Origin of the sequence: Sulfitobacter sp. AS92 (genome assembly GCF_038900015.1) — a bacterium.
In the GTDB taxonomy this organism is placed as follows: Bacteria; Pseudomonadota; Alphaproteobacteria; order Rhodobacterales; family Rhodobacteraceae; genus Sulfitobacter.
This window is the reverse complement of the sequence record NZ_JBBMQL010000002.1, coordinates 349,114-369,730: the sequence shown is the minus strand read 5'-3', so window position 1 is coordinate 369,730 and position 20,617 is coordinate 349,114. Positions and strand designations below refer to the sequence as shown.

Annotated in this window: 19 protein-coding genes; 12 read left to right on the top strand and 7 right to left on the bottom strand. The window is 61.5% G+C overall.

Features of this window, described 5'->3' with window-relative positions:
• Nucleotides 1–6 precede the first annotated feature (6 nt).
• The 4 genes from argE (at nt 7) to WNY61_RS04975 (ending at nt 5,042) form a co-directional block, all read left to right on the top strand.
• Nucleotides 7–1,170, top strand: a complete 1,164-nt coding sequence (gene argE, locus WNY61_RS04990; protein WP_342850351.1) for an acetylornithine deacetylase — start codon at nt 7–9, stop codon at nt 1,168–1,170.
• Nucleotides 1,171–1,273: 103 nt separating this feature from the next.
• On the top strand, nt 1,274–2,620 hold the full coding sequence (locus tag WNY61_RS04985) for an FAD-binding oxidoreductase (RefSeq protein WP_342850350.1): 1,347 nt from the start codon (nt 1,274–1,276) through the stop codon (nt 2,618–2,620).
• Between the two features lie 24 nt (nt 2,621–2,644).
• Nucleotides 2,645–3,811 (top strand): M20 aminoacylase family protein, encoded by a 1,167-nt coding sequence (locus WNY61_RS04980; protein ID WP_342850349.1) that lies wholly within the window; start codon nt 2,645–2,647, stop codon nt 3,809–3,811.
• A gap of 67 nt (nt 3,812–3,878) precedes the next feature.
• The gene (locus WNY61_RS04975; RefSeq protein ID WP_342850348.1) at nt 3,879–5,042 is read left to right on the top strand and encodes a M20 aminoacylase family protein; all 1,164 of its coding nucleotides are present in this window, start codon (nt 3,879–3,881) and stop codon (nt 5,040–5,042) included.
• A gap of 67 nt (nt 5,043–5,109) precedes the next feature.
• Here the strand turns inward: WNY61_RS04975 and WNY61_RS04970 are convergent, their stop codons facing one another.
• The 3 genes from WNY61_RS04970 to moaA are packed head-to-tail and all read right to left on the bottom strand — an operon-like array spanning nt 5,110 to nt 8,454.
• Nucleotides 5,110–6,153 carry a glycosyltransferase family 4 protein gene (locus tag WNY61_RS04970; protein ID WP_342850347.1) on the bottom strand — a complete coding sequence of 348 codons (1,044 nt, stop codon included), beginning with the start codon at nt 6,151–6,153 and terminating at the stop codon, nt 5,110–5,112.
• Entirely contained in the window at nt 6,146–7,441 is a 1,296-nt protein-coding gene (locus WNY61_RS04965; RefSeq protein ID WP_342850346.1) for a 3-deoxy-D-manno-octulosonic acid transferase, read from the bottom strand. Before WNY61_RS04965 ends, WNY61_RS04970 begins: the two co-directional genes overlap by 8 nt.
• A gap of 5 nt (nt 7,442–7,446) precedes the next feature.
• Nucleotides 7,447–8,454: a GTP 3',8-cyclase MoaA gene (moaA, locus tag WNY61_RS04960; RefSeq protein ID WP_342850345.1), complete on the bottom strand. Its 1,008-nt coding sequence runs from the start codon at nt 8,452–8,454 to the stop codon at nt 7,447–7,449.
• Between the two features lie 85 nt (nt 8,455–8,539).
• On the opposite strand from moaA, the gene WNY61_RS04955 reads away from it, so the two are divergent.
• Entirely contained in the window at nt 8,540–9,061 is a 522-nt protein-coding gene (locus tag WNY61_RS04955) for a hypothetical protein (protein WP_342850344.1), read from the top strand.
• Between the two features lie 14 nt (nt 9,062–9,075).
• Here WNY61_RS04955 and WNY61_RS04950 read toward each other — a convergent pair whose 3' ends face one another.
• From WNY61_RS04950 to glmU, 3 genes are read right to left on the bottom strand one after another with little or no spacing between them, the layout of a single operon-like run.
• Nucleotides 9,076–9,774 carry a DNA alkylation repair protein gene (locus WNY61_RS04950; protein ID WP_342850343.1) on the bottom strand — a complete coding sequence of 233 codons (699 nt, stop codon included), beginning with the start codon at nt 9,772–9,774 and terminating at the stop codon, nt 9,076–9,078.
• Complete coding sequence (gene glmS, locus WNY61_RS04945) at nt 9,771–11,591, bottom strand: glutamine--fructose-6-phosphate transaminase (isomerizing) (protein ID WP_342850341.1); 1,821 nt, start codon at nt 11,589–11,591, stop codon at nt 9,771–9,773. The genes WNY61_RS04950 and glmS overlap by 4 nt, the downstream gene beginning before the upstream one ends.
• A gap of 2 nt (nt 11,592–11,593) precedes the next feature.
• Nucleotides 11,594–12,946: a bifunctional UDP-N-acetylglucosamine diphosphorylase/glucosamine-1-phosphate N-acetyltransferase GlmU gene (gene glmU, locus WNY61_RS04940; protein ID WP_342850340.1), complete on the bottom strand. Its 1,353-nt coding sequence runs from the start codon at nt 12,944–12,946 to the stop codon at nt 11,594–11,596.
• A gap of 138 nt (nt 12,947–13,084) precedes the next feature.
• Here glmU and WNY61_RS04935 point away from each other — a divergent pair, with 138 nt between their 5' ends.
• A complete protein-coding gene (locus tag WNY61_RS04935) occupies nt 13,085–13,759 on the top strand; it encodes an HAD-IA family hydrolase (protein WP_342850339.1) in 675 nt (224 codons plus the stop codon).
• A gap of 288 nt (nt 13,760–14,047) precedes the next feature.
• On the opposite strand, the gene WNY61_RS04930 is transcribed toward WNY61_RS04935, so the two are convergent.
• Nucleotides 14,048–14,524: a pyridoxamine 5'-phosphate oxidase family protein gene (locus tag WNY61_RS04930; RefSeq protein ID WP_342850338.1), complete on the bottom strand. Its 477-nt coding sequence runs from the start codon at nt 14,522–14,524 to the stop codon at nt 14,048–14,050.
• A gap of 144 nt (nt 14,525–14,668) precedes the next feature.
• Between WNY61_RS04930 and WNY61_RS04925 the strand changes: the two genes are divergently transcribed.
• Genes WNY61_RS04925 through WNY61_RS04900 form a run of 6 tightly spaced genes read left to right on the top strand, consistent with a single transcriptional unit; the run spans nt 14,669 to nt 20,575 of the window.
• The gene (locus WNY61_RS04925) at nt 14,669–15,829 is read left to right on the top strand and encodes an isovaleryl-CoA dehydrogenase (RefSeq protein ID WP_342850337.1); all 1,161 of its coding nucleotides are present in this window, start codon (nt 14,669–14,671) and stop codon (nt 15,827–15,829) included.
• Nucleotides 15,829–16,314, top strand: a complete 486-nt coding sequence (locus WNY61_RS04920) for a lysozyme inhibitor LprI family protein (RefSeq protein ID WP_342850335.1) — start codon at nt 15,829–15,831, stop codon at nt 16,312–16,314. Before WNY61_RS04925 ends, WNY61_RS04920 begins: the two co-directional genes overlap by 1 nt.
• 42 nt (nt 16,315–16,356) lie before the next feature.
• A complete protein-coding gene (locus tag WNY61_RS04915; protein WP_342850334.1) occupies nt 16,357–16,758 on the top strand; it encodes a DUF1622 domain-containing protein in 402 nt (133 codons plus the stop codon).
• The gene (locus WNY61_RS04910) at nt 16,751–17,467 is read left to right on the top strand and encodes a flavodoxin family protein (RefSeq protein WP_342850333.1); all 717 of its coding nucleotides are present in this window, start codon (nt 16,751–16,753) and stop codon (nt 17,465–17,467) included. The genes WNY61_RS04915 and WNY61_RS04910 overlap by 8 nt, the downstream gene beginning before the upstream one ends.
• Nucleotide 17,468: 1 nt before the next feature.
• The gene (locus tag WNY61_RS04905) at nt 17,469–18,974 is read left to right on the top strand and encodes an AMP-binding protein (protein WP_342850332.1); all 1,506 of its coding nucleotides are present in this window, start codon (nt 17,469–17,471) and stop codon (nt 18,972–18,974) included.
• A complete protein-coding gene (locus tag WNY61_RS04900) occupies nt 18,971–20,575 on the top strand; it encodes a carboxyl transferase domain-containing protein (RefSeq protein ID WP_342850331.1) in 1,605 nt (534 codons plus the stop codon). Before WNY61_RS04905 ends, WNY61_RS04900 begins: the two co-directional genes overlap by 4 nt.
• The last annotated feature ends 42 nt before the right edge of the window (nt 20,576–20,617 follow it).

Here is a 20,617-nt window from a genome sequence, read left to right as displayed (position 1 = left end):
ACACCCATGACCGAACGCCTGACCCCGCTTGAGTTGATGACCAAGCTCATCAGCTTTCCCACCGTGTCGCGGGACACCAATATCCCGCTGATCGACTGGGTGGCCGAGTATCTCGCTTCGCACGGCATCGACAGCCACCGCTACATCGACCCCGACCAACCCAAACACGCGCTCTTTGCTCATGCGGGCCCGTGGGAAGAGGGGGCTGTCGTGCTTTCGGGGCATACCGATGTGGTGCCGATTGATGGCCAGCCTTGGGAAAGTGATCCTTTCACCGTGACCGAACGCGATGGCCGCTATTACGGACGCGGCACTTGTGACATGAAGGGGTTCGATGCGCTTGCGATCTGGACGCTGGTTGAGGCGCATTATGCAGAAGTGAAGCGCCCGCTACAGATCGCGCTCAGCTTCGACGAAGAGATCGGCTGCACCGGCGCCCCGCCGATGATCCAAGCGATGCAGGGCGTGGTGCCGAAAGGCTCTGCCGTTATCGTGGGCGAGCCATCGACCATGCAGGCCGTGACCGGCCATAAGGGCGGCATCGGTTTCAACACGCATCTGGTGGGGTTTGAGGTCCATTCCTCGCTGCTGCACACCGGCGTCAACGCAATCATGGCGGGGGCCAAGCTGATCGAATGGGCCAATGATGTGAACAGCGACAATATGGCCGCCAAACCGACCGATACGGCCGCGATGTTCGACCCGCCCTTCACCACCGCCCATGTCGGCGTGATCGAAGGCGGCACGGCGCACAACATCACCGCGAAAGACTGCAAGTTCGCGATGGATTTCCGCGTGGTGCCGGGCGAAGACAAAGACAAATGGGGCACCGCCTACCTCAAAAAGGTGCGCGAGGTCGAAAAGCAGATGCAGGCCATCGTGCCGGAGACCTATATCGAGACTTCGACCCGGTTTGACGTGCCGGCGCTTCAGCCCGAGAAAGACGGCGAGGCTGAGCAGATCGTGCGCCAGATCACTGGGGATAATGCGAGCCATAAGGTGAGCTATGGCACCGAGGCCGGGCAGTTTCAGGAGGCAGGCTATTCCGCCGTGATCTGCGGCCCCGGCGATATTGTGCAGGCGCATCAGCCGAATGAATATATCGAGGTGGCGCAATTTGAGGCAGGTCATAACTTCATGCGCAAATTGTTGACCCGTCTACAAGGCTAAGCCGGGGGCGGGGGCCGACAGCCCCCGCGACCCGGTAAGACGATCTGCAAATTTTTCCGGCCGCCTGATGCTGCTCACGCGGCCTTTGCTAAAGGGCCGCGCCATGTCTACTTTCCCCATCACCCTTTCAAGCCCTGCCAGCTATCCCCGCACCCCGCCGCGCGAGAGCGAGGTCGTGGTGATTGGCGGCGGGGTGATCGGCGTTTGCACGGCGCTGTTTCTGGTGCGGGCAGGTAAACAGGTCACGCTATTGGAGAAGGGGCGCATCGCTGCCGAACAGTCCAGCCGCAACTGGGGCTGGATTCGCCAGCAAGGGCGGGATCCGGCGGAACTGCCTATCATGGTCGAGGCGGCAAAACTCTGGCGCGAACTGGCCCCACAATTGGACCGCGACATTGGGCTGAAGCAGACCGGGGTTACCTATCTGGCAGACTCGGACGGCAAGATGCAGGGATATGCCGATTGGCTGACCCATGCGGCTGCGAACGGCATCGACAGCCGCCTGATGGACGCAGGCGAGGTTGCTGTTGCCTTTCCGGGACTGAGCAAGACCTATGCCGGGGGACTGATCACCCCCTCGGACATGCGGGCCGAACCTTGGGTGGCGGTGCCCGCGCTGGCCGCCTTGGCCGTCAAAGAGGGCGTGCGAATTATCGAGAACTGCGCCGTGCGCAAGCTCGACCTTGCCGCTGGCCGCATCGCGGGGGTGGTGACCGAAGCGGGCGCAATCCGCACTGCCGCGGTCGTGCTGGCGGGTGGAGCATGGTCGGCGCTGTTTCTACGTGCGCATGGCGTCAGCCTGCCTCAACTTTCGGTGCGCGAATCCGTCGTGGCAACCAATGTGCTGCCCGAAGTTCACGCCGGTGCCGTGGCCGAGGCTGGTCTTGCCTTCCGCCGCCGTGCCGATGGGGGCTATTCGCTCGCGCCGGGGGCGGCTCCGGACCTGTACATCGGCCCCGATGCCTTCCGCGCCTTCCGCCATTACCTGCCGCAACTGCGCGACAACCCGTTTGGCCAGCGGCTCCGCGCATCGGCACCAAAGGGGTTTCCCGACGCTTGGACCACCCCCCGCCGTTGGGCCGCTGACAGCCTTAGCCCCTTTGAGGCGATGCGCATTCTTGATCCCGCGCCCGATCACCGACGCCTGCGCAAAGTGCTGAAACAGTTCGCTGCCCTTTATCCTGATCTGCCGCCCATCACGGCGCGCACTTCATGGGCCGGGATGATCGACACAATGCCCGATATCGTGCCGGTGGTGGATCATTGTGCGCAAATTCCGGGCCTGACCATTGGCACCGGCATGTCTGGTCATGGTTTTGGTATAGGGCCGGGTATGGGCCGGGTGCTGGCAGCTCTGGTCATGGGAAATGCGCCGGGGCATGATCTGAGCAGGTTCCGCGCCGATCGTTTCAGTGATGGCAGTCCCATCCGCCCCGGCCCGGCGATCTGACCCGATTTTATTAAAGGATAGCCCATGCCGATCAAGAACCGTTTCGCCGAAACCCACGCCGAGATCACCGCTTGGCGGCGCCACCTGCATGAGCATCCAGAACTGATGTTCGATCTGCCCGAAACCTCGAAATTCGTCGAAGAGAAGCTGCGTAGCTTCGGCATCACCGACATCACCACCGGGATTGCCCAAACGGGCGTGGTGGCGGTGATTGAGGGGCAGAGCAACACCTCTGGCCGCACCATCGGGCTGCGCGCTGACATGGATGCGCTCCCGATTATGGAAGCGACGGGGCTGCCCTATGCCTCCAAAACCCCCGGCAAGATGCATGCCTGCGGCCATGACGGTCACACCGCGATGCTGCTCGGCGCCGCGCAGTATCTGGCCGAAACACGCAATTTCGATGGGCGTGTCGTGCTAATCTTTCAACCCGCCGAAGAAGGCGGCGGTGGCGGCGAAGTCATGGTGCAGGAAGGGCTGATGGACCGTTGGGGCATTGATGAAGTTTACGGCATGCACAATATGCCCGGCCATCCGACGGGGCATTTTGCAATCCGCGAAGGGGCGCTCTTGGCGGCAGCGGATGAGTTTACCATCACACTCACCGGGCAGGGCGGCCATGCGGCTGCCCCGCATGAGGCGATCGACACCAACCTCGCCGCCGCCCATGTGTTGATAGCCCTGCAATCTATCGCCAGCCGCAACACTGACCCACTGAAACAGGTCGTCGTCTCGGTCTGCACCCTGCGCAGCGACACCGACAGCCATAATGTGCTGCCGCATCAGGTGCTCTTGCGCGGCACAGTGCGCACGTTGGACCCTGATGTGCGGGACTTGGCCGAGAAGCGATTGCACGACATCACCCGCCTGACCGCCGAGGCACATCAGTGCCGTGCCGAGATCGACTACCAGCGCGGCTATCCCGTCACCCGCAACCACGCCGAGCACACCCGCTTTGCTGCTGAGGCCGCCGACCAGATCACCCCCGGCACCGACCGCGACACACCGCCCATCATGGCGGGGGAGGATTTTTCCTACATGCTCAATGCGCGACCGGGTGCCTATATTATGATCGGAAACGGCGACGGGGCGACGGTGCACCACCCAGAATATGACTTTGACGATGCTGCGATCCCGGCGGGCTGCTCGTGGTTCGCGCAGGTGGTTGAGGACCGGCTGGCAAGGGCGTAAGCATGTGGCAGATAAATGCGCATGCATGAAACGCGGCGCTCAAACCCAACCGGAGGATACTTCCCAAATGGCCGTTAAGAACCGATTTGCCGAACTGCATGACGACATCACCGCATGGCGCCGCGACCTGCATGAGAACCCAGAGATCCTGTTTGAAACGCACCGCACCTCAGGCATCGTCGCTGAGAAACTGCGCGCCTTTGGCTGTGACGAAGTCGTCGAAGGCATTGGCCGTACCGGTGTTGTCGGTGTGATCAAGGGCAGTTCTACCGCCTCGGGCAAGGTGGTCGGCCTGCGCGCTGACATGGACGCGCTGCCGATCAATGAGCAGACGGGCCTCGACTATGCCTCGAAAACCCCCGACGCGATGCATGCCTGCGGCCACGACGGCCACACCGCCATGCTGCTGGGAGCCGCGCAATATCTAGCGGAGACCCGGAACTTCGACGGCACCGTCGTTGTGATCTTCCAGCCCGCCGAAGAAGGCGGCGGCGGGGGGCGCGAAATGTGCGAAGACGGCATGATGGACCGTTGGGGCATTCAGGAAGTTTACGGCATGCACAATTGGCCGGGCATGCCCACCGGCTCTTTCGGCATCCGCCCCGGAGCATTCTTTGCCGCGACCGATCAGTTCGACATCACCTTCGAAGGCCGTGGGGGCCATGCCGCCAAACCGCATGAGACGATTGATACCACAGTCATGGCAGCACAGGCCGTTCTGGCGTTGCAGACCATCGCCGCGCGCAATGCCGACCCGGTTGAGCAGATCGTTGTCTCGGTCACCGCATTTGAGACATCCTCCAAAGCGTTCAACGTGATCCCGCAGCGGGTGCAGATGAAAGGCACCGTGCGGACAATGTCGGCAGATGTGCGCAGCCTTGCTGAAAAACGCATCAATGAAATCTGCAACGGCATCGCAGCAACCTTTGGTGGCAAGGCCGATGTGACCTATCACCGGGGCTATCCGGTCATGGTGAACCACGACGAGCAGACCGAGTTCGCAGCCGATGTGGCGCGCTCCGTCTCGGGTGATTGTGTTGAGGCGCCGCTGGTCATGGGCGGCGAAGATTTTGCCTTCATGCTCGAAGAGCGTCCCGGCGCGTATATTTTGGTGGGCAATGGCGATACCGCAGCGGTGCACCACCCGGAATATAACTTCAACGATGAGGCTATTCCGGCTGGGTGTAGCTGGTGGGCGGGGATCGTCGAGCAGCGGATGCCAGCGGCTTAATTTCATACCCCATGAAGAGATTGCGCGCCTCCCTCGGGGGGGGGGGGGGGCGTTTTCGTTTGGGGGGTCAGCCGCGTTCCCAAAGCGCGCGGTAAACCGTTTCGATCCCGTCTGCCTCGGCCCGCGCGCTAAAGCGCTGTTCTGCCCAGTGGCGCGCGGCCTCTGAGAGGGCGGCTTGGTCATCCCGCTCAAGTATAGACAACGCGGCATGGGCCGCAGCTTCCGCAGCGCCCAGTGGTACCACTTTGCCCACGCGGCCCGCGTTTGAGAATGCCCCGTAATAGCCCGCGTCGCTGCCCACGAAAGGCACGCCAGAGGCCAGCGCTTCAAGCGGGACCATCCCATAGCCCTCGTAGCGCGGCAGTTGCACAACGAGTGACAGCGCGCGCATCAGTTTCGGCAGGTCGGCGGCCGGATATTCCCCGACAAAGAGCAAGCGGTCGGCCAGCCCTGCGGCTTCGACCTGTGCCTTGAGCTTGGTCAGAAACGCATCATGCTTGCCGCCCGCACGGCCAATGACCAGCGCCACCGCGCGGGGGAGTTCAGGCAACAGGCGCAGCATCGCCTCTACAAAAAGGTCAGTGCCTTTCTCGGGCCGAATGCGCCCCACGGTGGCAATGCCATGGGTGCCGCCAAAGCCCAGCTGCTCCCAAGCGTTCGCCCGGTTCGTGGCGGGCGAGAAGACATCGGTGTCCACACCATGCGGCACCACGGCGCGGACATGGGGGACGAATTCCGCCGCGCGTTCGGTCGTCGCAATCACCGCGTCCATCTGCCGAATCAGCCAACGGGGATAGGTCGAATGCAAGCGCTGCGCAGCCGAGGTGAAGACGATTTTGATATTGGCGCGGCGCACATCCCGCAGCCAGAGTGCGCTGCGCATCTCAGTATTGCGGCGCACGTGCCAGATGGCAAAGGGATGATCTGCGGGCGGGTGATTGCGGGTGATCCGCGCAGCCGCCGCGCGGGTCAGCGGGGTCGGGCAGCCGGGCAGGGGCTGGCCCACCAGCGCCATCTCGTGGCGTGTGATCTGTTGCCGGATCACATTGGCCGCAGTGGCGGAAACCCCGGTGAAGTTGCGGTTGTAATTGGTGACGTAAAGCTCAGGCATCCGGGCCTCTCTCACGTAGACGGAGCGCCGTGATCAGCCGCTCGGCGATACTGTCGAGCTTGTCAGCTTGCGCCGCGGCATAGGATTTGGCCGAGGCCCCACCATTGGCGCGGGCGATGTCGTTGCTGAGCAAATCCGCAACCCGATCCGCCAAATCCTGCGTGCCCGCGACCAGCCGCGCCGCGCCTGCGGTCTCCATCTCGGCATAGGTTTCGGCAAAGTTGGTGACATGGGTGCCAGACAGTACCATCGCGCCGGCCTGTGCGACCTCATATGGGTTATGCCCCCCGATAGGGTGCAGTGAGCCTCCCAGAAAGACGATGTTCGACAGAGCGTACCACGTGCCCAATTCCCCCAGAGTATCGGCCAGATAGACCTGTTCTTCCGGCATGTCGCCCCGCGTTCGGCGGCCATGGGTCAGACCAACACTGGCGATGAGACCGGCCACTTCGTCACCGCGTTCCGGGTGGCGGGGGACAAGGATGAGGCAGAGATCGGGGAAGCGTGTGAGCAACTGCCGATGTGCCTCCAAAACGGATTTCTCTTCGCCCGGGTGGGTAGAAGAAGCGATCCAAACCGGGCGGGTGCCCAAGGCCTTGCGGGCCTCTGCGATGGTTTCATCCTCCTGCGGCAAGGGGCCAGCCATTGATTTGAGGTTTATCCCCGCCGCGACGCGATCAGCGGGGGCATTGATTGTACCCATTGCCCGCGCCATCGCGTCATTCTGGGTCAAGATCAGATCAAAGACGCCGAACAGGAACCCCGCCAGCGCGGGCTGCTTTTGCCACCGTTCAATCGAGCGTTGCGAGAGCCGCGCGTTGATCAGCGCCATCGCCGTGCCGCGTGCATGGGTGCGCCGCAGCATTTGAGGCCAGAGTTCGCTTTCGACGAAAAGTGCTGCATCCGGGCGCCAGTGGTTCAAAAACCGCTTCAGCGGGCCAGGGGCGTCGAGCGGCGCGAATTGATGCTGCGTACGGGGCGGCAGACGGCTCGCCAGCAGCCGGGCCGAGGTCGCGGTTCCTGAGGTGATCAGAAAATGCGCTTGGGGCAGCGCGTGGCCCATCCGGTCAATCAGCGCCAGCACCGATAGGCTTTCCCCAACTGAGGCGGCGTGAAACCAGATCAGCTGGCCTGCGGGGCGCGGTTGGCTGGCGTGGCCGAGCTTTTCGCGGGCGCGTTGCGGGTCAACTTCAGCTCGGCGCAGTTTGGCCATGGACTGGCGCCCAGCAACAGGCAGCATCACAGCGCTTGCCGCGACCCATACCCGGTAAAGAAGCGGCGTGACCATGGGGCTCAGCCGCCCGTATGGCTCATGTGGCGCGGCATTTGACCGTCGACGCGCTGGCGGGAGTAGTCGAAATCATGCCCCTTCGGCTTGCGGTCAATTGCCGCGCGGATCGCTTCTTGCAGTGGGACATCCGTATCGGGGTGCTCGCGCAGCGGTGCGCGTAGATCGGCCACGTCTTCTTGACCGAGACACATGAAAATCTCACCCGTGCAAGTGACCCGCACCCGGTTGCAGCTTTCGCAGAAATTATGGCTTAGCGGGGTGATGAAACCGATCTTCTGACCGGTCTCTTCCAGCCGCACATAGCGGGCGGGGCCGCCGGTACGCTCGGCCAGATCGGTGACGGTGTAATGCTCCGCGTAGCGGGCCCGCACGTCCTTGAGGGACCAGAACTGACCAAAGCGGTCCTCGTTGCCCAGATCGCCCATCGGCATGACTTCGATCCACGTCAGATCAATGCTACGCTCAGCGCACCATTCGGTGATGCGCGGCAGCTCGGGCTCGTTGAAGCCCTTAAGCGCCACGGCGTTGATCTTGATCTTCAGCCCTGCACGCTGCGCGGCATCAATCCCGCGCAGCACCTGCGGCAGGCGACCCCAGCGAGTGATATCCGCGAACTTCTGCTCATCCAACGTGTCGAGCGAGACATTCACCCGGCGCACACCAGCGGCGTAAAGGTCATCGGCAAAACGTTCCAGCTGGCTGCCATTGGTGGTCAGCGTCAATTCTTTCAACGCGCCGCTGTCGAGGTGCCGTTTCATCCCCTCAAAGAAGGTCATGATCCCCCGGCGCACCAAAGGCTCACCACCCGTGATGCGCAGTTTCTCCACGCCCAAGTTGACGAAGTTGCTGCACAGCCGGTCCAATTCTTCCAGCGTCAGCAATTCCTTTTTAGGCAAAAAGGTCATGTTTTCCGACATGCAGTAGACGCAGCGAAAATCGCAGCGGTCGGTGACGGAGACGCGAAGATAGGTGATCGCGCGCATGAATGGGTCAATAAGGGGTGCTGTCATGTGTCATAGGTAATGCTCCGCCCAGTGCGGGGCAAGCGGCATTTGGGCGATTGATAAGGGCGCGGGGCAGAGATAGTCTTGCAGCATGACACGTATTATTCTCCCGCTTTTCATCGTAGCCGCCACTGCGGGCTGCAGCAATCTGGCTGAACGCTTTGGGATGGAAACTGCCCAACCAGAGCAGGCACCCGCAGCTGCCGCATCAGCGGAGGCATCGGTTGACGCCCAAGCAGAGGTCGCGGCCCCTGCGCCTGCCGCCTCTCCGATCGCGACCTCAGGCGCCAGTGCCGAGGCGCTGGATACGACAACCGCGGCAGAACGCGAAGCGGCCACCCGCGCCCCAGCCAGTACAGGCGCTACATTGGGAACGACTGTGGCCAGTCTCGGCAGCGCAACGGAACCTGGGTTGTGGTTGAAAACCCCCCTCGTAAAATCCGAGCAGCCCGGCCGGGTGACCAATCCCACCACCGGCAAATCAGCCTCGGTGACGTTGATCCCGCTGGACGGGCCTGCAACTGCGGGCAGCCGCATGTCGCTGCCCGCATTGCGGTTGATCGGTGCGTCTTTGACTGATCTCACCACGGTCGAAGTGTCGGCCGAAAGTTAAACGCTTATGGGCTTTTAGCCTGCGCCGTCGGACTTTTTCAGCAGGCGCAGGGCTTCTTTTGCCGCCACAGGTTTCATCGCCTCTCCATGGGCCGCGATAAAGGTGCGCGTGCGGTCGGGGTCATGTTTGGACAGGTCACGCAGCCACGCGCCGATTGCCTTTTGGATGAACTGCCGGTGATCCGGAACCATCGTCGCCGCCCAACCAAGAATGCGGTCGCGGGCTTCGAGTTCCTCGGGCCTGGGATTGTTCTGCTTGGTCCATGGCAGGGTCGAAACCAGCACCGCGCGCCGCGTCCAAAGGTGATCAGAGGCGACCCAGTCTTCCAGTTCGTCCAAACGTGTCGGATCGGCCATTAGGCGTTTCTGCGCCGCCATACTGGCATGATCGGCAATTGCCCAACTGTCGAAATCCGCGGTCCAACTGGCAATCAGTGACCATGCGGCTTGATCGTCGGGCCGTAGCCGCGCTTGGGTCAGTAATTTGGCCGCCGCGACCCGCGCCTCAAAGATATCGAACTGCCACAACCCGTCGGCCAGTGCGACGCGCCCCTCAACATCGAGCGCCTCGCGCCAAGCCTGTGCAAGATCCGCGATTTGCGGGTTGGTCAGGCCAAGATAGCGGCGGTCAGCTTTGTGATAGGCGCGCATCTCTTCTGCACGGGCCGGGTTGGCCAGTGCTTCAAGCTCTTCAAGAGCGGTTTCAACCATCATTCTACCGTCACCGACTTTGCAAGGTTGCGTGGCTGATCCACATCCGTGCCTTTGGCAACAGCGGTGTGATAGGCCAGCAACTGCGCCGGGATCGCATAGAGGATGGGGGCGAGGGCATCGGGAACGGGTGGCATTTCGATGCTGAACCAAACGCCATCATTGGCTTCGGCCTGACCTTTGGAATCCGAGATCAGGATTACCTTGCCTTTGCGCGCCATGACTTCTTGCATGTTGCTTACAGTTTTGTCGAAAAGCGCATCGCGCGGGGCCATGACCACCACGGGCACATGTTCATCGACCAATGCGATAGGGCCGTGCTTCAGCTCCCCAGAAGCATAAGCTTCGGCGTGTATATAGCTGATTTCTTTTAGTTTAAGTGCGCCTTCGAGAGCGAGCGGATACATCTGCCCCCGACCCAAGAACAATACGTCGCGGGCATGAGACAGCTTGAGCGCAGCCTCTTGCATCGTGTCGTTCTGCTCCAGCGCGGTGCTGATGATCGCGGGCAACCCTCGCAGGCTTGAGATGTGATCTGCGAAGGCTTCAGCCGTGATCGTCTCACGGTCACGCGCGGCCTTGAGGACGAGGGCGAAAAGCACGACCAATTGGCAGGTGAAGGCCTTGGTCGAGGCTACGCCGACTTCGACACCAGCATGGATCGGCAGGGCCAGATCGCTTTCGCGGGCGATCGAGCTTTCGGGCACGTTAACGACCGATAGGATCCGCGCCGCTTTGCCCTCGCAATAGCGCAGCGCGGCCAGTGTATCGGCGGTTTCGCCTGACTGGCTCACAAACACCGCCAGCGTGCGCGGCGAGATCGGCGGTTCGCGGTAGCGAAATTCAGAGGCCACATCCACTTCGACCGGGAGGCGGGCGATCTGTTCAAACCAGTATTTGGCGGTAAGGCAGGCATAGGAAGCGGTGCCGCAAGCCACCATGACGATCCGGTCAAACTGCGTAAAATCAATATCCTGCGTGCTGATATTGATCTGGCCTTCGGGCGTTAGATAGTGGCCGATAGCCGCACCAATCACGCCGGGTTGCTCGGCGATTTCCTTCGACATGAAGTGTTTGTGCCCGGCTTTGTCGATGCGGGTACTGTCGATCTGCACAGTCTTGATCGCGCGGTTGGCCAGCGCGCCGTTCCGATCAGTGATTTCGACAGAGGTGCGGGTGATCACAGCGCAATCGCCCTCTTCGAGATAGGCGATGCGGTTGGTCAACGGGGCCAGCGCGATGGCGTCGCTGCCGACATACATCTCGCCCTCACCATAGCCGATGGCCAAGGGCGAGCCTTTGCGCGCGGCGATGAGGAGGTCTTCGTGCCCATCGAAAAGAAAAGCCAACGCAAAAGCGCCCTCAAGTCGCGCGAGGGTTTGCTTGGCCGCCTCAATGGGGGCTGCGCCCTGGGCCATGTGGTGCTGGGTCAGCAGGGCAACAGTTTCGGTATCGGTCTCTGTGACAGACTGCACGCCATGCTCGGCCAATTCGGCCCGCAGTTCACGGAAGTTTTCGATGATCCCGTTGTGTACCACGGCGACCGGTCCGGCTTGATGCGGGTGCGCATTGTTCACGCTGGGCGCGCCATGGGTGGCCCAACGGGTGTGGCCGATACCAGACTTGCCCGCCAGCGGGTCATGCACCAGCGCATCAGAAAGGTTCACCAGCTTGCCCAAGGCCCGACGACGGTCGAGTTTGCCTTCGTTTAAGGTGGCGATACCGGCGCTGTCATAGCCGCGGTATTCAAGACGTTTAAGCGATTCAACGAGGATCGGCGCAGCTTCGTGGTTGCCGAGCACCCCTACAATTCCACACATTTTTAGCTGCCCCTCTGCATTTTTGCCTTTTTGGCCTTTAGAATTTCGAACATTTTACGCGCCATGCCGGGTTTTTCGACCTGTGGCGCGCGTGACAGTGCCAGTGCTTCCGGCTCTACGTCGGATGTGATGACCGAGCCCGAGCCCGTCATTGCACCGTCCCCGATGGTTACCGGCGCGACCAGCATGGTGTTGGAGCCGATGAAAGCTCCGGCACCGATGGTTGTATGGTGTTTCATTACGCCATCATAGTTGCAGGTAATCGTGCCCGCGCCGATATTGCTGCGCGCGCCTATGGTCGCGTCGCCGATGTAGCTCAGATGGTTAACCTTGGCCCCTTCGGCGATCTGCGCGTTCTTCACCTCCACGAAATTGCCAATCCGCACGTCTTCGGCGAGTTCGGCCCCAGGCCGCAGGCGGGCGTAAGGCCCGACCACGCCGCCGCGCGAGACATGGCAGCCTTCAAGATGCGAAAAGGCACGGATCGTAGTGCCGGATTCAACGGTAACGTTTGGGCCGAAGACCACGTTGGGCTCAACCACCGTATCGCGACCAATATAGGTGTCGCGGGCGAGGAAAACAGTCTCGGGCGCGATCAGGGTCACGCCGTCTTCCATCAGCAGCGCGCGGGCGCGGGATTGGAACGCAGCCTCGGCGCGGGCGAGATCGGCACGGGAGTTCACGCCCATCGTCTCGGCCTCAGCGCAGGTCACCACAGTAGCGCTGCGGCCCTCGGCACGGGCAAGGCCGATGATGTCCGTAAGGTAGTATTCTTCTGAGGCGTTTTCGTTGCCGACCTTGTCGATCAGATCGAACAGCAGGTCTGACTTGCAAGCCACCACGCCGGAGTTGCACAGGGTGATGGCGCGTTCCTCGGGGGAGGCGTCTTTGAACTCGACGATACGCTCCAGCGCGTCGCCCTGCATCACCAGACGGCCATAGCGGGCCGGATCAGCGGCCTCGAAGCCCAGAACGACCACATCATGGGTGGCCAGCGCTTCTTGCATCTTTTCCAGCGTCTCGGGTTGCACGAAGGGCGTGTCGCCATAGAGCACCAACGCCATGCCATCAAAACCTTCCAGCGCCGGGCGGGCCTGTGCCACAGCATGGGCCGTGCCCAGTTGTTCGGTCTGTTCGACCACCTGCGCATCCTCATCAAATAGAGTGGCCGCAGCACGCACCTGATCCGCCCCGTGGCCCGCGACGACAACCGTATGGCGCGGCGCCAGCATGGCACCAGCGGCCATGGCGTGTTCCAGCATCGGGGCAGAGGCGACCCGGTGCAGAACCTTTGGCAGGTCCGAGTTCATCCGTGTCCCCTTGCCTGCGGCGAGGATGATCAGTGCAGTATCCATGTAAATCTCTTTGTCCTTCAGCTTGCATTCTCTTTACGCGCTTCGCACAAAGGCGCAAGGCCACCACCCATCAAACTAGATTGCGGTCTGCAACACGATGACAATTAAAGAGGCGGGGTTCCGCCCTAGGAGTATCCGATGAAGACAGTCGTTTTCGATCTCGACGGCACTTTAGCCGATACCTCGGGCGATCTGATCGCCGCTGCCAATGCCTGTTTCCGCGACATGGGCGAGGGCGATGTGCTGGTCCATGCCGAAGATGCAGGGACCGCGCTGCGTGGCGGGCGCGCGATGCTGACGCTGGGGATGCAGAAACTTGGCCGTGCCGATGATGCGGCGACGATTGATCGCTACTATCCGATGCTCCTTGAGGCGTATGGTCGCGACATTGACACCCATACGATCATGTATCCCGGTGCGATGGAGGCCGTCGCTGCGCTAAAGGCGGCAGGCTACCGCGTTGCGATCTGCACCAACAAGCCCGAAGCCTTGGCGGAACTTCTGCTCACGCGGCTTGGCGTCCGCGATGCATTTGGTGCGATGCTTGGCGCCGATACGCTGGCGGTGCGCAAACCTGACCCGGAACACCTGTTTGAAACCGCGCGGCGCGCGGGCGGGGACCCGGCGCAATGTGTTCTGATTGGGGATACCGAAACCGACCGGAAGACTGCGCGCGCGGCAGGTGTGCCTTGTGTGCTGGTCACCTTTGGCCCCGGCGGCACAGATGTGGCCGCGCTGGAACCTGAGGCGCTTTTGAACGATTTCGCCGATCTGCCGGGGGTGGTTGAGCGGCTGATCGGTAAGGCTGCTTGAGGGGGCATCGACAAATCCGCAGCTTCGCCTAGGCTCAGCTGATTTTAGGAGGTACGGGACAAGCAGCGACACCGCTTGAACTGGTCCCCAGCGACAGCCGCTGAGGTCGCACTGCTGAGGCGTGAAATGCTGTCCTCCCAGTGGGCTAGGGGTGCTATGGTGTGATTGCTGCTCTGCACGCCGTTTGGTTGAGAACCGGCGGGCGGTGCTGACCACGATATTCCTATTGGACGAACGTGCGCGGATCGTCCGGTCAGAGGTCAGCACCATCTCCCAGATCAGATAAGGTCAGAAGCGGATCGTACCGTGCTTGCCCATATCAGGCTTGCCGCCAGTCAGTTGCGCCTTGCCGATCTCGTAAAGAAACTTGAACCCACAGTCAGTGGCCCAGACCTCGGCTTCGGTCAGATCAAAACGCACCAGCTGCACATCTGGGTCTTGCTTGCCATCCTCGAACCATGCGCCGGCAATGGCGTTCCAGATTTTGTCCAGTTCGGTAGGGTTGGTCACGGCAGAGACATGCCCGTCGATCCGCGCCCAAAGAGATTCGTCCTTGCTGGCGATGATATATTCCGCAGCCGCGCGGCCCTCAGCAGACTTCGCAAGGTCTGTTCCTTTGGCGGTGATGAACCATAGCACGGCGGCACGGTCGTCTTCGTCGATGTAGTGTGTCATCGGCACCGCGCGGGCGGTCTTGGTCATCAACATCCCGGCGCGGGTGTCGTCCAGCCGGTCCCAAAACTCTTTTTTCAGATCATCGCTCATTTGCATCTCTCTTTGTTGTAAAGTTCGCCCAGTCGCAGGGCCAACCCGCCGCGGCGCGGGGCGGTTCCACATCGCGCCGCTTGACGCAAAGCGGACAGGGCGGTAGGTAATGAACAAGCGTTCAATAAATCGGGGGGAGAAGCCGTGTTCAACGCAAGTATGCAGTTTGATCTGGGAGAAGACGTCGCGGCCATGCGGGAGATGGTGCATCGCTGGGCGCAGGAGCGCGTCAAGCCGATGGCGGCCGAGATCGACAGCAAGAATGAATTCCCGCCAGAGCTTTGGACCGAGATGGGAGAACTGGGCCTTTTGGGCATGACCGTTGAGGAAGAGTTTGGCGGCTCGGGCCTTGGCTATGTCGCCCATACGGTCGCCGTGGAAGAGATCGCCCGGGCGTCTGCTTCGGTCTCGCTCTCCTATGGCGCGCATTCCAACCTTTGTGTGAACCAGATCAAGCTGAACGGCACGGCTGAGCAAAAGGCACAGTATCTGCCGAAGCTCTGCTCTGGCGAGCATGTCGGCGCGCTAGCGATGTCCGAAGTGGGCGCGGGCAGTGACGTGGTCAGCATGAAACTCAATGCCGAAAAGCGGAACGATCACTTCCGACTGAATGGCAACAAATACTGGATCACCAACGGTCCGGACGCCGAGACGCTGGTCGTCTATGCCAAGACCGACCCCGAAGCAGGCTCCAAGGGAATCACCGCCTTCCTGATCGAAAAGTCGATGAAGGGTTTCACCACGTCCAAACACTTCGACAAGCTGGGCATGCGCGGCTCGAACACTGCCGAGTTGATCTTTGACGATTGCGAAGTGCCGTTCGAAAATATTCTCGGCGAAGAGGGCAAGGGCGTGCGGGTGCTGATGTCTGGCCTGGATTACGAGCGCGTTGTGCTGGCGGGCATCGGCCTTGGCATCATGGCGGCCTGTCTGGACGAAATCATGCCTTACATGGCCGAGCGCAAGCAATTCGGTCAGCGGATCGGGGATTTCCAGCTGATGCAGGGCAAAATGGCGGATATGTACACCGCGATGAACTCGGCGCGTGCCTATGTCTATAGTGTCGCGCAGGCCTGTGATCGCGGCGACGTGACCCGTCAGGACGCGGCGGCTTGCTGCCTCTATGCCTCTGAGCAGGCAATGGTGCAGGCGCATCAGGCGGTGCAGGCGATGGGCGGCGCGGGCTATCTGTCGGACAACCCCGTGGGCCGCATCTTCCGCGATGCCAAGTTGATGGAGATCGGGGCGGGCACCTCGGAAATCCGCCGCATGCTGGTGGGCCGCGAGATGATGGGGGCGATGTGATGCGCGCCGCGCTGCTGGCTCTCGCGCTTCTGGCCGGGCCGGTGGCCGCGCAGGAGATCACCTATTCCGACGCAGCCACGGCAGAATGTCTAGCCGGGGCGGAAGAGTTCCCCGACCAGCGCGCCTGCATCGGCCTTTCGTCCAATCTGTGCATGGAAGGACCGGGCGGTTATTCGACCTATGGCATGGGCGGTTGTCTCGACGCGGAGTTGTCATTCTGGGACGAATTGTTGAACGAGAACTACCGTGCGCGGATGGTTCAGGCCAAATCTGCCGATGAAGATGCAGCACTTTATCAACCGGAATTGCCTTCTCAGGCCGAGGCTTTGCGTGACATGCAGCGCGTGTGGATTACCTTCCGCGATGCCGCCTGCGATTACGAACGCAGCCAATGGGGCGGTGGCACCGGCGGCGGGCCTGCGACACTTGCTTGCCTGATGCAGATGACTGGCGAACAGGCACTGCGTCTTGGAGCGGCCTATTAACCGCGTCACGGCGTGTCGGCCAGACAGGACGGAAGGATCGGGATGGAGAACCTAATTAAATTAGAGACCGAAGGCGGTGTGATGCACCACTTTCTGCCTTGGCTGATTGAGGGTTTCGAAATTCTTGCGGCGGTCATTGATATCGCCGCGATCATCCTTTTGCTGATTGGCGCAGCGCGGTTCCTGACCGGGGTTGCGATTGCCGAGATTGTCAAGAAGGGGCCGGAACGCGTGCGCCGCACCAACCGCGAGCGCATAGAGCTGGGGCGTTACATCCTTGCCGGGCTGGAGTTGTTCATCGTCTCTGACGTGATCCACACCGCGATCAGCCTGCGTTTCGCTGACCTTCTGTTCTTGCTGATGCTGGTCATCATCAGGTCCATCACGTCGTATTTCCTCGACCGGGAACTTGAACAACTGAAGAAGGAACTTGGCGATGACTGATCTTTCCGACCTCAACGCGCTCTACGTAAATTGCTCGCTGAAAAAGACACCGGGCGACAGCCACACGCAGCTTTTGCTCAACGCAAGCGCAGGCATCATGGAGGCGCAGGGCGTCTCTGTTGAACATCTCTATCTGCTCGACCATCAAGTGCCGCCGGGCGTCTATCCGGACATGACCGAACATGGCTGGGACCGTGATGATTGGCCCGCGATTTGGGAAAAGGTGCTGGCCGCTGACATCCTGATCATCGGCACGCCGCTATGGCTGGGCGAAGAAAGCAGTGTCTGCCGGGTCTTGATCGAACGGCTCTATGCCATGTCGGGTAAGTTGAACGACAAGGGTCAGTCGGTCTTTTACGGCAAAGTTGGCGGCTCGGTGGTGACGGGTAACGAGGACGGTATCAAACATGTCGCCATGACCACCGGCTTTGCGATGAACCACCTTGGCTATACCATTCCGCCGCAGGCCGATTGCGGCTGGATTGGTGAGGCGGGGCCGGGGCCGTCTTATGGCGATGACGTGGACGGCAAGCGCGCGGGCTTTGACAACGAATTCACGCAGCGCAACACCACGATCATGACATGGAACGCGATGCATCTTGCGCGGATGTTGAAAGGCGCGGGCGGCTATCCCCAAGAGGGCAACGACCGCAACGCATGGGACGCAGGCGCGCGGTTTGATTTTGAGAACCCGGAGTATCGAAGCTGATATGACACAAGACGCTCAGTGGCCGATCTGGCAGGGCAATATGGCAGCGCAATGCCTTGCGCAGCCAGATGATGCTTTGGCGATTATCGACCTGACCAGTGATACCCGCCGCGACGTGACCTACGGTGCGCTGCATCAAATGGTCGATGGTCTGGCGCGGGCGTTGTTGGCCGAGGTGCAGCCCGGCGACCGGGTGGGCGTTTTGCTCAGCCAATCGCCGTGGTGCGCCGCGGCACATCTGGCGATCTGGAAGGTCGGCGCGATCTCGGTGCCGCTGTTTAAACTGTTCAAGCACGACGCCCTGGCCAGCCGGATCGGTGACGCGGGCTGTGCGATTGTCTTGACGGACCCCGAAGGCGCCGACCTGCTGGGCGATCTTGCAACGCCTTTGATGGCGGCAGAGGTTGGCATCGCGGGCGAGCCGGTCGAGTTTGCCGATGTCGGCCCCGAAGACCCCGCCGTTTTGATCTACACCTCCGGCACCACCGGCACGCCAAAAGGCGCGTTGCATGGACATCGGGTGCTTTCGGGTCATCTGCCCGGCGTCTCGGTCAGCCATGATCATCTAGGTCAAACCGGCGATTGCCTCTGGACCCCTGCCGATTGGGCGTGGATTGGCGGCCTCTTTGACGTGGCGATGCCCGCGCTGGCGCTCGGCTTGCCGGTCGTGGCCGCGCGGATGCCAAAGTTCACTGTCGAAGGCTGCGCCGATGTGATTGCGCGGGGTGAGGTGCGCAATGTCTTCTTCCCGCCAACCGCGCTACGAATGTTAAAAGCGGCGGATGTGTCCTTGCCCGGTCTGCGCTCGGTCGCCAGCGGCGGCGAGCCTTTGGGCGCAGAGATGCTGGCATGGGGGCGCAAGGCCTTTGGGCTTGAGATCAACGAGTTCTACGGCCAGACCGAATGTAACATGGTCGCCTCAAACTGCGGCGCTGACTTCCCTGCTAAACCCGGCTGCATCGGCAAATCGGTGCCGGGGTTTGAACTGGCAGTGCTGGACGGTAATGGCCAGCCCACTGATGCCGAAGGTGATGTGGCGGTGCGCAAGGGCGCGCCCTCAATGATGCTGTGCTACTGGAACCGGCCCGAGGAAACATCGGCTAAGTTCCATGGCGACTGGCTGCTGACCGGCGACCGGGGCATCTGGGAGGATGATTATCTGCGCTTTGTGGGGCGCGAAGATGATGTCATCACTTCGGCAGGCTACCGCATTGGCCCGGCAGAGATCGAAGACTGCTTGCTGACCCATAGCGCCGTGGCAACCTGCGGCGTGGTCGGCAAACCCGACGCGCTCAGGACCGAGATTGTAAAGGCCTATGTGGTGCTGAAACCCGGCGCGCAAGTCGAGATAAAAGAGCTGCAAGATTGGGTTAAGGAGCGGCTCGCGAGCTATTCCTACCCGCGTGAGATTGCATTCGTGGAAGACCTGCCGATGACCGTCACCGGCAAGGTCATCCGCAAAGAACTAAAGCGTCTGGCGGCGCGAGAGAATGAGGACGTAACATGAAACTGACATCCCAAGCCTTGCCATCCTCGGAGGCCTATAAGGCCAACGAAATGGCCCACCTTAAGGCGCTGAGCGAAGTCCGCGAAGCCGCCGAAGCCGCAGCCCTCGGCGGCGGCGAAAAATCTCGCGCGCGGCATGAAAGCCGGGGCAAGATGCTGCCGCGTGAGCGGGTGGCGAACCTACTGGACCCCGGCAGCCCGTTTCTTGAGATCGGTGCAACGGCAGCTCATGGGCTTTATGGTGGTGCTGCGCCTTGTGCGGGTGTGATCGCAGGCATTGGCCGGGTTCAGGGGCATGAGGTCATGGTGGTCTGCAACGATGCCACCGTGAAGGGCGGCACCTATTACCCGCTGACAGTGAAAAAGCACCTCCGCGCCCAGGAGATTGCCGAGGCGAACCATCTGCCCTGCATCTATCTGGTGGACAGTGGCGGCGCGAACCTGCCGAACCAAGATGAAGTTTTCCCCGACCGCGACCATTTCGGCGCGATTTTCTATAATCAAGCGCGGATGAGCGCCAAGGGCATTGCCCAAATCGCCGTGGTGATGGGCTCCTGCACCGCTGGCGGTGCTTACGTGCCGGCGATGTCGGACGTGACGATCATTGTGAAAGAGCAAGGCACGATTTTCCTCGCCGGTCCGCCTCTGGTGAAGGCCGCGACGGGCGAAGTGGTCAGTGCCGAAGACCTCGGTGGCGGCGACGTGCATACGCGGCTTTCCGGCGTGGCGGATTATCTGGCCGAGGACGACGCCCATGCGCTGGCGCTGGCGCGGCGTGCCGTGGGCCATCTGAATAAGACCAAGCCCGCGACAGTGGATTGGGCCAGCCCCGAAGAGCCCGCCTATGACCCCGATGAGATGCTTGGCGTGGTGCCTGCCGATCTGCGCACGCCTTATGACATTCGCGAGGTCATCATGCGGCTGGTCGACGGGAGCCGCTTTGACGAGTTCAAGCCCCGTTTTGGCGATACGCTGGTGACCGGTTTTGCCCATGTCAAAGGCTGCCCAATCGGCATCATTGCCAACAACGGCGTGCTGTTTTCCGAAGCCGCCCAGAAGGGCGCGCATTTCGTGGAACTGTGCAGCCAGCGCAATATCCCGTTGGTCTTCCTACAAAACATCACTGGCTTCATGGTCGGTCGGAAATACGAAAACGAAGGCATCGCGCGCCACGGGGCCAAGATGGTAACCGCCGTGGCCACGACCAATGTGCCAAAAATCACAATGTTGGTCGGTGGCTCCTTTGGCGCGGGCAACTACGGCATGTCGGGCCGGGCCTACCGCCCGCGGTTCCTCTGGTCATGGCCCAACAGCCGGATCTCGGTCATGGGCGGCGCGCAGGCGGCGGGGGTGCTGGCCACGGTGAAACGCGACGCGATCGAGCGGGCCGGGGATACGTGGACCGAAGAGGAAGAGACCGCCTTCAAACAGCCGACGATTGATATGTTCGAGGAGCAGAGCCACCCGCTTTATGCCTCGGCGCGGCTGTGGGATGACGGGATCATCGACCCGCGTAAGAGCCGGGATGTGCTTTATCTGAGCCTCTCGGCCAGTCTAAACGCGCCGATTGAGCCGACGAAATTTGGGTTGTTCCGGATGTGATCCGCGCAGGGCGCTCCGGGGTTTCCCGGCGCGCGCGGCATT

What these genes read in the sequence shown, in the direction of transcription:
- argE (WP_342850351.1), top strand. Translation starts at nt 7, where the DNA reads ATGACCGAACGCCTGACCCCGCTTGAGTTGATGACCAAGCTCATCAGC.
- glmU (WP_342850340.1), bottom strand. Translation starts at nt 12,946, where the DNA reads ATGGATACTGCACTGATCATCCTCGCCGCAGGCAAGGGGACACGGATG.
- WNY61_RS04965 (WP_342850346.1), bottom strand. Translation starts at nt 7,441, where the DNA reads ATGGTCACGCCGCTTCTTTACCGGGTATGGGTCGCGGCAAGCGCTGTG.
- WNY61_RS04985 (WP_342850350.1), top strand. Translation starts at nt 1,274, where the DNA reads ATGTCTACTTTCCCCATCACCCTTTCAAGCCCTGCCAGCTATCCCCGC.
- WNY61_RS04900 (WP_342850331.1), top strand. Translation starts at nt 18,971, where the DNA reads ATGAAACTGACATCCCAAGCCTTGCCATCCTCGGAGGCCTATAAGGCC.
- WNY61_RS04935 (WP_342850339.1), top strand. Translation starts at nt 13,085, where the DNA reads ATGAAGACAGTCGTTTTCGATCTCGACGGCACTTTAGCCGATACCTCG.
- WNY61_RS04930 (WP_342850338.1), bottom strand. Translation starts at nt 14,524, where the DNA reads ATGAGCGATGATCTGAAAAAAGAGTTTTGGGACCGGCTGGACGACACC.
- WNY61_RS04950 (WP_342850343.1), bottom strand. Translation starts at nt 9,774, where the DNA reads ATGATGGTTGAAACCGCTCTTGAAGAGCTTGAAGCACTGGCCAACCCG.
- WNY61_RS04980 (WP_342850349.1), top strand. Translation starts at nt 2,645, where the DNA reads ATGCCGATCAAGAACCGTTTCGCCGAAACCCACGCCGAGATCACCGCT.
- moaA (WP_342850345.1), bottom strand. Translation starts at nt 8,454, where the DNA reads ATGACAGCACCCCTTATTGACCCATTCATGCGCGCGATCACCTATCTT.
- glmS (WP_342850341.1), bottom strand. Translation starts at nt 11,591, where the DNA reads ATGTGTGGAATTGTAGGGGTGCTCGGCAACCACGAAGCTGCGCCGATC.
- WNY61_RS04910 (WP_342850333.1), top strand. Translation starts at nt 16,751, where the DNA reads ATGACTGATCTTTCCGACCTCAACGCGCTCTACGTAAATTGCTCGCTG.
- WNY61_RS04905 (WP_342850332.1), top strand. Translation starts at nt 17,469, where the DNA reads ATGACACAAGACGCTCAGTGGCCGATCTGGCAGGGCAATATGGCAGCG.
- WNY61_RS04975 (WP_342850348.1), top strand. Translation starts at nt 3,879, where the DNA reads ATGGCCGTTAAGAACCGATTTGCCGAACTGCATGACGACATCACCGCA.
- WNY61_RS04915 (WP_342850334.1), top strand. Translation starts at nt 16,357, where the DNA reads ATGGAGAACCTAATTAAATTAGAGACCGAAGGCGGTGTGATGCACCAC.
- WNY61_RS04955 (WP_342850344.1), top strand. Translation starts at nt 8,540, where the DNA reads ATGACACGTATTATTCTCCCGCTTTTCATCGTAGCCGCCACTGCGGGC.
- WNY61_RS04920 (WP_342850335.1), top strand. Translation starts at nt 15,829, where the DNA reads ATGCGCGCCGCGCTGCTGGCTCTCGCGCTTCTGGCCGGGCCGGTGGCC.
- WNY61_RS04970 (WP_342850347.1), bottom strand. Translation starts at nt 6,153, where the DNA reads ATGCCTGAGCTTTACGTCACCAATTACAACCGCAACTTCACCGGGGTT.